This window comes from Halomicrobium sp. HArcel3 (assembly GCF_058933135.1).
The window spans coordinates 325416-337955 of the sequence record NZ_JBZYDN010000003.1; the positions used below are offsets into that span (position 1 = coordinate 325416).

A 12540-nucleotide genomic window follows, 5' to 3' on the forward strand; every position below is an offset into this window, starting at 1 on the left:
CTGCGAGACGCGCCGCGAACGCGAGCGTGCCATCGTGTCCAGTCTTTCCGCCCGGCGAGTGACGATGTCTGTTACCACCTTTCCCGTGAATCACTAACACGGCCGCCGTCACCGGATTATCGGGAAACGTCGGCTTACTCGCTCGGTACGTCCCACCCCTCGAGATACGGGCGGATTTCCGGCCGCCCTCTTGCGATTACGGCCACTATCCCATCGCTCTCTGCCCTGGTCGCCCTGGAGGCCGGTTTCGTGCCCCGTCGGACGGCGGGCCACGTATTTTCACCTTAGCGAGCGGGCCCGCGTACTTGCCGCTGGATAACAAAGCGCCCCGTCTCCCAATGGTCGCCTGGAATGTCCGACAACAGACGTACGAGAGTAGTGGCGATCGCCCTCGCAGTGACACTCGTCGCGAGTGTCTTCGCGGGCGGCGCGATCGTCGCTGCACAGACAGACGGGAACGAAACCGGCAACGAGACCGACGCCGGCATGAACGAGACGGCGACCGAAACCGATAGTGGCCTGAACGAGACGGAGACGGACGCCGGGATGAACGAGACGGAGACGGAGGCCGGCATGAACGAGACGGAGACGGAGGCCGGCATGAACGAGACCGATAACGAGACCGACGCCGGCATGAACGAGACGGAGACGGAGACCGGCGCGAACGAGACCGATAACGAGACTGACGCCGGCATGAACGAGACGGCTGCTGCCAACGAGACTGCCGAGGACGAGATGGACACCCAGCAGATCTCCTACCTCCGCGTCGTCCACGGGGCGCCCGACGTCGACGCGGTCGACGTCTCGGTCGACAACGAGACCGTCCTCGAGGAGGTCCCCTACGGTGCCGTGAGTGATTATCTGACGCTCGAAGCCGGCGAGTACAACGTGACGGTCACGACGAGCGAAGACGACGAGGTCGTCTACTCAGAGAACGTGACGCTGGACCCGCGCACGGTGACGACGTTCGCCGCGACCAGCGGTGAGATGACCGACGAGGAGGAAGAAGCCGACGACGAGGACCAAGCGGACGAGGAGGAGACGCCCCAGCTCGAAGCCGCGTTGTTCAACGACAACGCGTACCAGCCGGCGGACGGTGAGGCAGCCGTGAGCGTCGTCCACCTGTCCCCCGACGCGGGTAACGTCGACGTCACGGTCGAGGGCAGCGACGTGGTCCTCGCCGACAACCTCTCCTACCAGAACGCCTCGGACTACGTGACGGTCCCCGAGGGCGATTACACCGTCGAGGTCCGTATGGAGGGTGACGAGGAGGGCTCCAACATCCTGGAGACCTTCGACGTCACCGTCGAGGGCGGCACGGCCTACTCCGCCATCGCGCTGGGCTACGACCAGCCGCCGGCCGACTCCCAGCGGAGCCTCAACCTGACGGCTGCCGAGGACGCGACGACGACGGTGAACCTGCCGGGTGAGGACGGCGAGGCGAACGAGACGGCGATGAACGAGACCGAGACCGACGCCGGTATGAACGAGACTGAGACCGAGACCGACGCCGGTATGAACGAGACTGAGACCGAGACCGACGCCGGTATGAACGAGACTGAGACCGAGACCGACGCCGGTATGAACGAGACTGAGACCGAGACCGAGACTGACGTCGGTCTCGACGAGACGGAGACCGACGCCGGTCTGAACGCGACGGAGAACGAGACGACCGGAAACGTGACCGCTGGTGGCGTGAACGAAACCGAGGCGAACGAGACGGGCAACGACACGCTGTTGCTCGCACCGTAACCGGGCAGCACGCTACCGGTCAATTACCGCTCCACTTTTTTCGCGCTGTGACGCCGCTCACAGGGCTTTCTCGGCTCTCTCGCGTAGCGTCGCTATCGCTCGGCGATTCGTTCGTTCGAGAAAACTTGTACTTCGTCGTCGCCAGGCGGCGACGGGTAGAAGCCGTAGTTAGACGCGTTCGACGTTGGTCGCGCGCGGGCCCTTGGGGGCTTGTTCTATGTCGAATTCGATCTCGGTCCCTTCCGTGAGGTCCTCGCCGCCAACGTCTTCCATGTGGAAGAACACGTCGTCGTCCTCGTCCTCAGTCTCGATGAAACCGTAGCCGCCTGTGTCGTTGAAGAAGTCAACCTTACCGTTTGCCATTGCAAATAGACACAGTGCCGATGCAGGGATAAGGGTTCCGTGAGTCGTGGTACTCCGCCACGCGTTTCGTGGACGAACGTCCGAAGCAAACTTGGGTGGGGAGATAAATGTCCAGTCTGGTGGGGGAATCGCCGATATAAATGCCCACTCCGGTGGATCGGGCCAGTTGTTCTGCCGGATCGCAAGTTCGACGGATCCGGCCGCAGTCGGCCAGTCCGACCTGACTTAAGCGTCGGGCCCGGAGTTTCGGGCAGTGGATGCCAACAACGTCCGTCAGCAGTGGGCCGACCGGTCCGGCGAGTACTCCCCGGCGTATTACGCCTACTACGGTCCGGACGAGACCAGCGAGTTGATCCGGGCGTCGCTCGCGCGATTGCTCGACCGCGAGGCGTCTATCCTCGAACTGGGTTGCAGTTCGGGCCGCCACCTCGCGCACCTCCACGAGGACGGTTTCGATTCGCTCGCCGGCGTCGACATCAACGACGAGGCCTTCGACGTGATGGCGGATGCCTACCCCGACCTGGCCGAGGCGGGGACGTTCCACGTCGACTCCATCGAGAACGTCGTCGCCGAGTTCGACGACGACCGCTTCGACGCGGTGTACTCCGCCGAGACGCTCCAGCACATCCACCCCGACGACGAGTGGGTGTTCGACGAACTCGCCCGTATCACCGGTGACGTGTTCGTCACCGCCGAAATCGAGGAGCCCGCTCCAGACGCGGAACCTGCCGAGGACGCGGAACCGGCCGACGACGCCGATCCCGGAACTGTCGCCGACTCTGGCACTGACCCAGACTCCGCCGCCGACGGCCAGGGGGACGCCGACGTGAACTACGTCCACGACGAGTTGCCGCTGTACTACCGCGACTGGGAGCGGGTGTTCACCGAACGCGGCTTCGAGCAGGTCGACGTCGGCGAGACCCGCCGCGACACCGTCCGGACGTTTCGCGCCACGACGGCGTAGTTCGTCGGTTCTCGGTCGTCGTTCGTCGCCCCGTCGTTCGTCCAACGTTTATTGGCGTCGCTGCCCGACGTAGCGATATGGCACCGTCCCGGCCCCTGGACTACCGCCCGTCGCGCCCGGAACTCGCCGTCTTCGTCTCCGGCGTCACCAGCATGGGTCTCGAAATTCTCGCGGGTCGGATGGTCGCCCCGCAGTTCGGCTCCAGTATCTACACGTGGGGTAGCATCATCGGCGTGTTCCTGGCGGCGCTCAGCTACGGCTACTACCGCGGCGGGAAGTACGCCGCGAGCAGGGCGTCCAACGGGCACATGGCGCGACTGTTCCTCCTGACGGCGCTGTACGTCGCCGTGCTGATATTCGCCGGCGACCTGCTGTTGCGGTCGACGACGGCGTTCCCGCTCCCCAGCCGGTACGCCTCGCTGCCGGCTATCATCCTCATGTTCGGGCCGCCGACGTACCTGCTGGGATACATCAGCCCGTACGCGGCCGAACTCTCGGCGAAGGAGGGCCTCGGCGAGGCGTCGGGCCACGTGTACGCCGTCGGGACCGTCGGGAGTATCGTCGGCGCCTTCGCCACGACCTTCCTCCTCATCCCGGCCCTCGACGTCGACGTCATCGGACTCGTCTTCGGCCTGCTCTCGGTCGGGACCGCCGTCGCGCTCGTCCGCCCCTGGGTCGACGGGGACCAGGCGCTGGCGAGCGTCGGCGTCGCCGTGCTGCTGGTCGCCGCCGCGAGCAGCGGCGCGGTGGGTATCGCCCCGGAGGGCCAGGTCGTCTACCAGACCCAGACCGCCTACCAGGAACTCGAAGTCGTCGACCGCGGCGAGACGCGGACCCTGTACCTGGACGGCCAGCCCCACAGCGCGATGGACAAGTCCGAGCCGAACCGGCACGTCTTCGAGTACACGCGCTACTTCCACCTGCCGCTCCTGCTGACCGACGACGTCGACCGCGTGCTGTTTATCGGTGGCGGCGGATTCACCGGACCGAAACGATTCGCCGCGGACTACGACGTCACGGTCGACGTCGCGGAGGTCGACCCCCAGGTCGTCGGCGCCGCGAAGGAGTACTTTCGGCTGGAGGAGTCCGAGAACCTGAACGTCCACACCACCGGCGGGCGCCAGTTCCTCCGGGAGACCGACCACGAGTACGACCTGATAGTCGTCGACGCCTACCGCAAGGACAAGGTCCCCTTCCAGCTGACGACGGTGGAGTTCATGCGGCTGGCCAACGACCGCCTCTCCGAGGACGGCGTCCTCTTCGCCAACCTCATCTCCGCGCCCACGGGGCCGGCCTCGGAGTTCTACCGCGCGGAGTACCGAACGATGGACCAGGTCTATCCCCAGGTGTACAGCTTCCCCACGACCGAGACGGTCGCGGTCCAGAACATCGAGGTGGTCGCGACGAAGAACGACACCCGACTCACGGAGGCACAGCTCCAGGCGCGCAACGACCGCCGCGACGTCGGTATCGACCTCGGCGACGAGATCGCCAACTACCGGGACCCACCCGAGACCAGTGGCGTCCCGATGCTCCGCGACGACCACGCGCCCGTCGACAGCCTGCTCGACCCGATGGTCGGCCAGCGCTACGTCGTCGAGGAGACGGGCGGCAACGTCACGGCCGCGGACTAGGGAGAAGCGACCAGCCCGCCGAGCAAGCGGTCCTACGCGTTCCCTTCGTCGTCGACGTCGGTCGAGTCCGGCTCCCCGTCCTCCGCCCCGCGGTCCTCGTCCTCCGCACCAGCGTCTTCGACACCGTCTGTCTCCTCGTCCGCGTCGGCGTGAACGTCGTCGGTCGCGTCCTCGTCGACGGTCGTCTCGCCGGGTCCGTTCGGCTCATCCTGGGCCCGTTCATCGACCGCTTCCCCGGAGCGGTCCGGTTCCGGTTCGTCCCCGCCAGATTCGTCCCGGTCGGACTGTCCACGGTCGGGCCCCTCGCTCTCCGGGGCGTCCTCGTCACCGCTGCGGCCGCTGGAGAGGTCCTCGCCGGGCATCGGTTCGGTACCGATGGCACCCTGTGTCGTGCCGGTGCCCCAGGAGGCCTCGCTGCCCGCCGACCGCTCGTCGCCGGTCTCGCCGATGGGAATCTCGAACCCGTCGCCGGATCGGACGTCACCCACCGTCTCTTTTAGTTCGCCCATCGAGGGCGCACTCTCGCTTCGCCGGATCCGCCGTGCGACCAGGTAGGTCAGCGCGGCGACGCCGAGACCGAAGAGGATTCTCCTGAGCCCGCCGCCAGAGCGATTCTGGTCAGGGCTCGGAGTCACGTCGTCCGGTGGTTCTACCGCTTCGCTCTCCCGTCGGGGATCGAGTAATCGGTTCACGTCCGCAGTTGGACCCGCACCAGTAAGTTCGTTTGGACTACACTTTCGACGGCGCCCGGCCTGACCGGTCCGACCGACCCGACCAACCAGACCGGCGTGACCGGCCCGATCCACCCCCGAACTGAACTGTGAGCCTACGCGGGGTCGTGGCCTCTCGGCCGGATTTTCAGCAGGGTGATGATGCCGAGGAACCGCTCGCGGACCTCGAACGAGTCGAAGCCGGCCTCGGCGACCAGGTCGACTGGCTCCTGGTTCCACCGACACCCCATCGATTCGAAGTGGCGCGGCGCCCACCAGTCCTGGAATCTGGCGACAGGGCCAAGGCTACTCCGGCCGTGCTCCAGCAGCAGGATTCGGCCGTCGGGTCGGCAGACCCGATCCATCTCCCGCAGCACCGTTACCGGGTCGGTGAACGTACACGTCGACAGCGACGAGATCACGGTGTCGAAGCTGTCGTCGGGATAGGGGAGGTCGGCCGCGTCGGCCCGCTGGAGGTCCACGTCCCTCCCGAGTTCGGCCGCCTGCTCGCGCGCCCGCTCGAGCATCGGTTCGCTGAGGTCGATACCGGCGAGTTCGACGTCGTCTGGGAGATAGCGGAAGTTGATACCGGTCCCACAGGCCACGTCGAGCACGCGCCCGTCTGCGCGGGAGAACAGTTGCTCGCGATATCGCCCGGTGAACAGCCGGTCGAGCGCTTCGAACCGGGCGAACTTCGGCGCCACGTCCTCGTACACCGCTTCGATCTCTTCGGGCTCTTTCGCGGGGCGGTCGCGGGCCTCGGCGGTCATACGTGACGATTGGACCGGACGCGACTAAAGCGCTGACCCGGGCGCGACTGCCGACCGGTGGAGCGGGACCGGGCGCGGCGTCCCGTGACCCTCGTCGAATCGTTCATCGCTCGGTCGCTGGCCGCGTCGTGACCGTCCAGAACCGTTCAGACGGTTCAGCCGGCAAAACTCGACTGAACTGCCCAGAACTCGGCGTGAACTGGGCTGGACGACGTAGCCATCTTATCCGGACCTGGTCAGTAGCAAAGGTACCATGCGAAAAACAGACGACGACGCGACGACGAGCCGACGAGCGTATCTCCAGGCGGCAGGCGCAGTCGGGCTGGCGAGCACGGTCGGGCTGGCCGGCTGTTCGAGCCTGACCGGATCGGCCACGGGTACGCTCGCGACGACGGTGAAGGACGCACCGGGCGACATCTCGGACTTCGAGTCCTGTGTCGTTACGATCGAGGGCATCTGGCTCAAGCCCGGCGAGGGCGACGAGAGTGATGGCGGCGACGACGGCGACGGGAGCGGCGAGGACGGCGACGACGATTCGGCCACCGAAACCGACGCGGACGCCGTGACGACCCAGGACGCCGACGACGTCGACGAGAGCGACGGCCGCGAGTACCACGAGTTCGACGAGCCGGCGGAAGCGGACCTCGTGAAGCTCCAGGACGGCAACTCGCAGCTCGTCGACGACCGCGAGATCGAGACGGGGAGCTACGCGTTCCTCCAGCTCGACGTCTCGGCCGTCGAGGGGACGCTCGCCGACGGTGGCGAGGCCGAGGTAGACACGCCCGGGAACGCCCCGCTCCAGTTCAAGGAGGGCTTCGAGGTCCGCGAGGGCCAGCGGACGACGTTCGTCGCCGACTTCACGCCGGTCGAGCGGGGCCGGACCGGAACGTACCTCTTCCAGCCGGTCGCGAACGGGACCGAGGTTCGCTACGAGGACGTGACGGAGACGGAAACCAGCGACTAGGGCGGTGCGTCCGGCTGGAGACGCCGAGACCACCTGAAACGACGGGCCGCTGGACCACTCGACCACCGGACCATCGGACGGAACGCTCACCGAACGAACTTTTCCGCCATCCGTGCGTACCTCTCGCACATGACCGACTTCCGTGGCACCTGGTACGAGGACGAGGTCGAATCCTTCCTGCACGAGACGACGGTCCCCATCCGGATCGCCACTCGCCGGTCGGACGGGTCGCTCTGGCCCGTCACCGTGTGGTATCGGTACCGCGACGGGGTCTTCGAGTGCGCGACGCAGGCGGGAGCCGCCCTGGTGGCCATCCTCCGAAACGACCCGGGCGTCGGATTCGACGTCTCGACGAACGAGGTGCCCTACCGCGGGATCCGGGGGAGCGGCGTCGCCACCGTCTCGCGCGACGGCGGCGGTGACGTCCTGCGCGAACTCGTCCAGCGCTACCTCGGCGGGACGGACTCCTCACTGGCCAGCTACCTGCTCAGTGACGACCGCGACGAGGTCAGGATCCGGATCGATCCGCGTGAGATCTATAGCTGGGACTACACCGAGCGAATGAGAGACGTCTGAGGCGAGGGCGGTGGATCCACTCGTCGCATACTCACCGCAGTCGCCGTTCGGCGCCGTGGATAGAAAGCTGGCCTCGGCACTCATAGGGTTCGTCACGGCGAGGTGGTCATCCCCGCTCGGAACCGGTCACCGTCACCGGCGACGTTCGTCATCGGCCGGGTAGTCCTACCGGACCGACCCTCAAGTCGGTTGCTCTCCGCGAGCCCTCTCCGACCGCCCGGTCGCGCTCACTCGCCGTACAGGCCCATGTCCTCGGCGGCGAGGTCGAGGACGTGGTCGGCGACGGCGGGGTCTATCTGGGCCACCTCGTCGCCGTCGTGCAACTGTTCGTTGTGTCGGTCGATCGCGTCTTCGAGGTCCGAGAGCGCCACGCTCGTCTCCGTCTCGCACTCCGGGCAGACCACTGGAAACGATGGTTCCTCGTCGTCTGATCCTGCCATAGCTGGTCGGCCGACGGTTCGCGAGCCCGGAAGAAAACAGGGTCGGTTCCAGCCCCTCGCCGCGCTCGCAGTCCGGCGTGGACGTCGCGAGTCCGGTTCTCTCCGACTCGCGAAGAGTGTCGCCCTAGAGACACTTTTCCCCGCAGGGCCCGTCAGTGATCGTATGGATTCGAGCCGGGGATTTCTCCTCCTCCTCGTCGCCGCCCTCCTCGCGCTCTCCGCGCTGTTCGTCCTCCCGTTCCTCCAGTACTTCCTGCTCGCCGTCGTCCTCGCGTACGTGCTTGCACCGGTACAGGCCCGTGCCGAGCAGTGGGCGAGTCCGCGCATCGCCGCGGGGGCCGTCGTCGCCCTCGCGAGCGTCGCGGTCATCCTCCCGCTGGTCGTCGTGACGCGCGCCGTCGCCGCCGACGCGGCGGCCCTGGTCGAGGGCGTCCAGCAGGGCGGTGAGAGCGTCGCGGAACTCGAGGCGGCAATCGAAGCGCTGGTCGGCGCCGATATCTCCTTCAGCGAGCTGCTCCAGTCGGTCGTGAGCAACGGCGGGTCCGAGGCGTTCGGCAGCATCCTCGGCGTCTTCGGCGCGGTGACCCACGCCGTCATCGGGCTCGGGCTCACCATCTTCCTCCTGTACTACTTCCTGAAGGACGGCGACGACTTCGTCGCCTGGCTCCGCTGGGTCCTGCCGCTCCCGGCCGACGTCCTCGACGAGCTGCTCGACGCCATCGACGACATCACCTGGGCCGTCCTCGCCGGCCACGTCTTCATCGCCATCGTGCAGGGCGCCATCGCGGGGCTCGGCCTCTTCGCCGTCGGCATTCCGAACGCCCTGTTCTGGACGTCGGTGATGATCGTCCTGGCGCTCCTCCCGGTCGTCGGATCCTTCCTCGTCTGGGGGCCCGCGTCGGTGTACCTCGTCCTCGTCGGGCGACCCGTGCCGGCCGCGTTGCTGTTCGTCTACGGAACGATCATCGTCGGGATCTCCGACGACTACCTCCGCCCGGTCGTCGTCGACCGGTACGCCCGCGTCAACCCGAGCGTCATCATCCTCGGCGTCATCGGCGGCCTCTACGCCATCGGGTTCATGGGCCTGTTCGTGGGTCCGATCATCATCGGCGCGCTCCGGGCCACCCTCGACGTCTACCGCGAACAGTACGCGCCCGAGGTCGACGGCTGATCGTCGCAGACGGAACTCGGGGTACTAACATGGCCCGTGTCAGAGGTTCAGGTAATGCTAGTGCTCGGTGACGCACACGCCGCCGACCCGGAGAACCGCGCGGCGCTGCTGGCCGCCTACGACGACGCCGACGCGGACGTGGCCATCCAGTTGGGGGACCTGGAGTGGTACGACCTGCCGGTGCCGACGTGGTTCATCGCGGGCAACAACGAGGACTTCGAGGTCACCGAGGCGATGCGAGCGGGCGAGACGCCACCAGGGGTCACCAACGCACACCTCCTGGCCAGCACCGCCACCGAGATCGAGGGGCTGCGAATCGCGGGCCTCTCCGGCAACTTCGCACCGACGCGCTACGACAGGGCGCGGAGCGACCTCGTCGGCGAGCGGCGGCGCCACTTCACCCACGAGGACGTCGAGCGACTCGCCGAACTCGAAGATATCGACCTGCTGCTCACCCACGAGGCACCGAACGGCCTCCTCTCCTACGGTTACGACCCGGGCTGTGACCACGTCGACGACCTGATCGCCACGCTCGACCCGGACCTCGTCCTCGTCGGCCACCACCACAGCCACCACGAGACGACCGTTCACGGCACCCGCGTCGTCGGCCTCGCTCCGGCCTGGCAGTGTTACTACCTGCTGGACCCCGTGGACCTGACCTTGCAGGTCCGCGAGACGCCCGGTTGAGGGCCGGTCACCGACCGCTGCGACCGGTCTCGGCGTCCTCGCTCGCGACCGAGTCCTCGCCGAAGCCGAACCACTGGTACCAGACGGGCTGGAACGCGCCCTCGTCCTCGGCGATGTCGTCCCACTCGGCGAGGCCGCGCTCCTCGCGCGTCCCCGGGATGGTGTTGTCGAGGACGAGCGCCGCGAGCCCGCCGACGGCCATTCCCGTCGTCCCGATGACGTAGGCCGTGTCGGCGACGACCTGCTGGCCGAGGACCGCGCCGGCGACCGGAACCGCCGCCAGGCCCTCCCGGAACGCACCGATCGAGCCGACGTTGGCCACGTACTCGGGGACGGCGAGGCCGACGAACAGCGCGAAGCCGACGACGAAGACGTTCCGCGAGGAGTCGAGATCGACGTAGCGCAGGTTCGAGAGCCCGACGGCGACGATCTGGGCGAACATCGCGACGAAGAGCCCGCCGACGATGGGGTCGGGGATGGTCGCCACGAGCTGGCCGAAGTAGCCGACGAAACCGAAGATAAGCATGATGACCGCACCGATCTGGACGACGTAGCGCGAGGCGACGCCGGTCAGCCCGATGGCGCCGATGTTCTCGGAGTAGGAGGTCGACCCGCCCGTCCCCATGATCCCGGCGAAGACGTTCATCAGCCCCTCCATCCCGATGCCGTGGTTCATCCGGCGCTCGCTGGGCATCCCGTTGCCGGTGAGCCGCGCGACGGCGTGGTAGTCGCCGATGCTCTCGACGATGGAGGCCAGCACGCCGGCGAACATCCCGATGACGAAGGCGGCGTTGAACGTCGGCATCCCCCACTGGAGGGGGTAGATGGGGAGCAGGAACCGGGCGTCGGTGATCGCTCCGAGCGCGACGTAACCCGTCGTATCGGGCGTGTAAAAGCCCGTGACGGAGAGGACGGCGGCGACGAGCCAGGCGATGACGACGCCGAGAATGACCGGGAAGAGGCGAAACAGCTGAGAGTAGCTGTCGAGGTACTGCGAGAAGCCGACGATCAGCAGGAGCGTCAGCCCGAGGAGCCACCAGTTGTTTCCTGCACTGGTGACCTGGCCGACGTTGAACAGCGCCAGCCCGATCAAGGTGATAGTCGGGGCGATGACGACCGGCGAGAGGAATCGCCGAAGTTTGCCGACGATGCCGAAGTAGCCGATGGCGACCTCCGTCAGCGCGGCGACGATGATGGCGCCCTGGAGCGCCTGCAACTTGACCTGCCAGCCGACCTCGCCCGGCAGGACGCTCACGGTCGCGACGATGGCGAGCGCCGGCGCCAGCATCGAGAACGGCGCCCCCTGGACGAGCGGGTAGCGGTTCCCGAACGTGGTCTGTGCCAGCGTCGCGATCCCGGAGACGACGAAGAAGGTGCCGACGAACCGCGCGGTCACGCCGGTCGGCATCTCCATCGCCGCTGCCAGGATGAGCGGGACGGCGACGTTCGCCCCGACCATCGTCAGGTAGTGTTGCATCCCGAGGACCATCGACTTCGGCAGCGATGGTCGGTCGTCGATCCCGAACGCCACGAACGACTCGTCGTCGTCCCCCGCGTCGCCGTTCCCGTCGGACGCTGTACTCATCGCTACCGCGTTTGCGTTCCCCCTTCAAATCATGCGGGGGAACGGCACGAAGCGTGTCGATAGGCCGACACGCAGGACGCCGTGGTGAGATCTCGGCCGCAGACCACCGGCAGGGCCAATAGTTTTCAGCCAGCCGGGAGAATTCGCTCGTATGGCAGACCTGCTCTCCGACGACGAGATCGCGGCACAGCTACCAGACGAGTGGGAACGCGACGGCGACGAGATCACCCGAACGTACGAGTTCGACGCCTACCTCGACGGCGTCGGCTTCGCCGCGGCGGCCGGCGGCCTCGCCCAGGAGGCGTTCCACCACCCGGAGATGACCATCGGCTGGCGCGAGGTCGAGATCCGCCTGACGACCCACGACGAGGGCGGCATCACGGGCAACGACGTCGACCTGGCCGAGCGGTTCGACGAAATCTACGACTGATGCGCGACGGTCGACGATCGACCGGCGCTGGCCAACCACCGGTGGGCGACGAGGGCTCACCGCGGCTACTCCCCGACGGCGGGAGCGAGGGCGAGTCGACGAAGGACGTCGGCACGGCAAGCTACGTCTTCCGGGTCCGGTTTCGAGTCGAACCGGGACCACCCGAGCTGTCGGTCGAGCCGGCCAGCTTCGAGACGGTGCTGTACCGCGAGGCCGACCGGCCCGGCTCCGAGGGGTGGCTGTTCTTCCGCGACAACCTCTGGCGCGGCGACCTGGGCGACGAGGCCCACTTCCGCGAACTCACCGAGGAGGCACTGGACGTCCCGGTGACCGAGGTCTCGTTCCGGGAACTTCAGACCGAGGGGGCGTACCTCGACGAGTTGAAGGAACGGATCGCTGCCGACCTCGACCTGTTCAACGCCGATACCGTCTCCGAGGTCCTCACCAAGTACCTCGGCAGTTCGATCCGCGTCGAGTAACCTACTCGTCGGCGG

The 12540-nt window shown here is 67.1% G+C and carries 14 protein-coding genes; 9 read left to right on the top strand and 5 right to left on the bottom strand.

Going from position 1 to position 12540, the window contains the following annotated elements:
* The first annotated feature begins 396 nt into the window (after nucleotides 1-396).
* The gene (locus AC5FRV_RS11110; protein WP_493561161.1) at nucleotides 397-1752 is read left to right on the top strand and encodes a DUF4397 domain-containing protein; all 1356 of its coding nucleotides are present in this window, start codon (nucleotides 397-399) and stop codon (nucleotides 1750-1752) included.
* Nucleotides 1753-1920: 168 nt separating this feature from the next.
* Here the strand turns inward: AC5FRV_RS11110 and AC5FRV_RS11115 are convergent, their stop codons facing one another.
* On the bottom strand, nucleotides 1921-2115 hold the full coding sequence (locus tag AC5FRV_RS11115; RefSeq protein ID WP_089814507.1) for a cold-shock protein: 195 nt from the start codon (nucleotides 2113-2115) through the stop codon (nucleotides 1921-1923).
* Nucleotides 2116-2368: 253 nt separating this feature from the next.
* Between AC5FRV_RS11115 and AC5FRV_RS11120 the strand changes: the two genes are divergently transcribed.
* Entirely contained in the window at nucleotides 2369-3079 is a 711-nt protein-coding gene (locus AC5FRV_RS11120; protein WP_493561162.1) for a class I SAM-dependent methyltransferase, read from the top strand.
* Between the two features lie 77 nt (nucleotides 3080-3156).
* Complete coding sequence (locus AC5FRV_RS11125; RefSeq protein ID WP_493561163.1) at nucleotides 3157-4713, top strand: spermidine synthase; 1557 nt, start codon at nucleotides 3157-3159, stop codon at nucleotides 4711-4713.
* A gap of 32 nt (nucleotides 4714-4745) precedes the next feature.
* Here the strand turns inward: AC5FRV_RS11125 and AC5FRV_RS11130 are convergent, their stop codons facing one another.
* Nucleotides 4746-5405, bottom strand: coding sequence for a hypothetical protein (locus tag AC5FRV_RS11130; protein ID WP_493561164.1), 660 nt, complete (start codon nucleotides 5403-5405; stop codon nucleotides 4746-4748).
* Between the two features lie 134 nt (nucleotides 5406-5539).
* Nucleotides 5540-6193, bottom strand: coding sequence for a class I SAM-dependent methyltransferase (locus AC5FRV_RS11135; protein ID WP_493561165.1), 654 nt, complete (start codon nucleotides 6191-6193; stop codon nucleotides 5540-5542).
* Nucleotides 6194-6446: 253 nt separating this feature from the next.
* Between AC5FRV_RS11135 and AC5FRV_RS11140 the strand changes: the two genes are divergently transcribed.
* Both AC5FRV_RS11140 and AC5FRV_RS11145 read left to right on the top strand, forming a co-directional pair.
* Nucleotides 6447-7157 carry a DUF4382 domain-containing protein gene (locus AC5FRV_RS11140; protein ID WP_493561166.1) on the top strand — a complete coding sequence of 237 codons (711 nt, stop codon included), beginning with the start codon at nucleotides 6447-6449 and terminating at the stop codon, nucleotides 7155-7157.
* A 129-nt stretch (nucleotides 7158-7286) separates the two neighbouring features.
* Nucleotides 7287-7733, top strand: coding sequence for a pyridoxamine 5'-phosphate oxidase family protein (locus tag AC5FRV_RS11145; RefSeq protein ID WP_493561167.1), 447 nt, complete (start codon nucleotides 7287-7289; stop codon nucleotides 7731-7733).
* Nucleotides 7734-7960: 227 nt separating this feature from the next.
* Here the strand turns inward: AC5FRV_RS11145 and AC5FRV_RS11150 are convergent, their stop codons facing one another.
* The gene (locus AC5FRV_RS11150; RefSeq protein ID WP_493561168.1) at nucleotides 7961-8173 is read right to left on the bottom strand and encodes a DUF8149 family protein; all 213 of its coding nucleotides are present in this window, start codon (nucleotides 8171-8173) and stop codon (nucleotides 7961-7963) included.
* Between the two features lie 163 nt (nucleotides 8174-8336).
* Between AC5FRV_RS11150 and AC5FRV_RS11155 the strand changes: the two genes are divergently transcribed.
* Together AC5FRV_RS11155 and AC5FRV_RS11160 are read left to right on the top strand one after the other, a co-directional pair.
* Complete coding sequence (locus tag AC5FRV_RS11155; RefSeq protein ID WP_493561169.1) at nucleotides 8337-9344, top strand: AI-2E family transporter; 1008 nt, start codon at nucleotides 8337-8339, stop codon at nucleotides 9342-9344.
* A 54-nt stretch (nucleotides 9345-9398) separates the two neighbouring features.
* Nucleotides 9399-10031, top strand: a complete 633-nt coding sequence (locus AC5FRV_RS11160; protein WP_493561170.1) for a metallophosphoesterase family protein — start codon at nucleotides 9399-9401, stop codon at nucleotides 10029-10031.
* Nucleotides 10032-10038: 7 nt separating this feature from the next.
* Here the strand turns inward: AC5FRV_RS11160 and AC5FRV_RS11165 are convergent, their stop codons facing one another.
* Nucleotides 10039-11616: a uracil-xanthine permease family protein gene (locus AC5FRV_RS11165; protein WP_493561171.1), complete on the bottom strand. Its 1578-nt coding sequence runs from the start codon at nucleotides 11614-11616 to the stop codon at nucleotides 10039-10041.
* A 151-nt stretch (nucleotides 11617-11767) separates the two neighbouring features.
* On the opposite strand from AC5FRV_RS11165, the gene AC5FRV_RS11170 reads away from it, so the two are divergent.
* Complete coding sequence (locus AC5FRV_RS11170) at nucleotides 11768-12046, top strand: 4a-hydroxytetrahydrobiopterin dehydratase (protein ID WP_493561172.1); 279 nt, start codon at nucleotides 11768-11770, stop codon at nucleotides 12044-12046.
* On the top strand, nucleotides 12046-12525 hold the full coding sequence (lwrS, locus tag AC5FRV_RS11175) for an LWR-salt protein (RefSeq protein WP_493561173.1): 480 nt from the start codon (nucleotides 12046-12048) through the stop codon (nucleotides 12523-12525). The genes AC5FRV_RS11170 and lwrS overlap by 1 nt, the downstream gene beginning before the upstream one ends.
* Nucleotides 12526-12540 lie beyond the last annotated feature (15 nt).

Excerpts from the sequence above, each read along its gene's own strand:
- AC5FRV_RS11125 (WP_493561163.1), top strand. The coding sequence starts at position 3,157 with ATGGCACCGTCCCGGCCCCTGGACTACCGCCCGTCGCGCCCGGAACTC.
- AC5FRV_RS11135 (WP_493561165.1), bottom strand. The coding sequence starts at position 6,193 with ATGACCGCCGAGGCCCGCGACCGCCCCGCGAAAGAGCCCGAAGAGATC.
- AC5FRV_RS11170 (WP_493561172.1), top strand. The coding sequence starts at position 11,768 with ATGGCAGACCTGCTCTCCGACGACGAGATCGCGGCACAGCTACCAGAC.
- AC5FRV_RS11145 (WP_493561167.1), top strand. The coding sequence starts at position 7,287 with ATGACCGACTTCCGTGGCACCTGGTACGAGGACGAGGTCGAATCCTTC.
- AC5FRV_RS11160 (WP_493561170.1), top strand. The coding sequence starts at position 9,399 with ATGCTAGTGCTCGGTGACGCACACGCCGCCGACCCGGAGAACCGCGCG.
- AC5FRV_RS11150 (WP_493561168.1), bottom strand. The coding sequence starts at position 8,173 with ATGGCAGGATCAGACGACGAGGAACCATCGTTTCCAGTGGTCTGCCCG.
- AC5FRV_RS11115 (WP_089814507.1), bottom strand. The coding sequence starts at position 2,115 with ATGGCAAACGGTAAGGTTGACTTCTTCAACGACACAGGCGGCTACGGT.
- AC5FRV_RS11155 (WP_493561169.1), top strand. The coding sequence starts at position 8,337 with ATGGATTCGAGCCGGGGATTTCTCCTCCTCCTCGTCGCCGCCCTCCTC.
- lwrS (WP_493561173.1), top strand. The coding sequence starts at position 12,046 with ATGCGCGACGGTCGACGATCGACCGGCGCTGGCCAACCACCGGTGGGC.
- AC5FRV_RS11140 (WP_493561166.1), top strand. The coding sequence starts at position 6,447 with ATGCGAAAAACAGACGACGACGCGACGACGAGCCGACGAGCGTATCTC.
- AC5FRV_RS11165 (WP_493561171.1), bottom strand. The coding sequence starts at position 11,616 with ATGAGTACAGCGTCCGACGGGAACGGCGACGCGGGGGACGACGACGAG.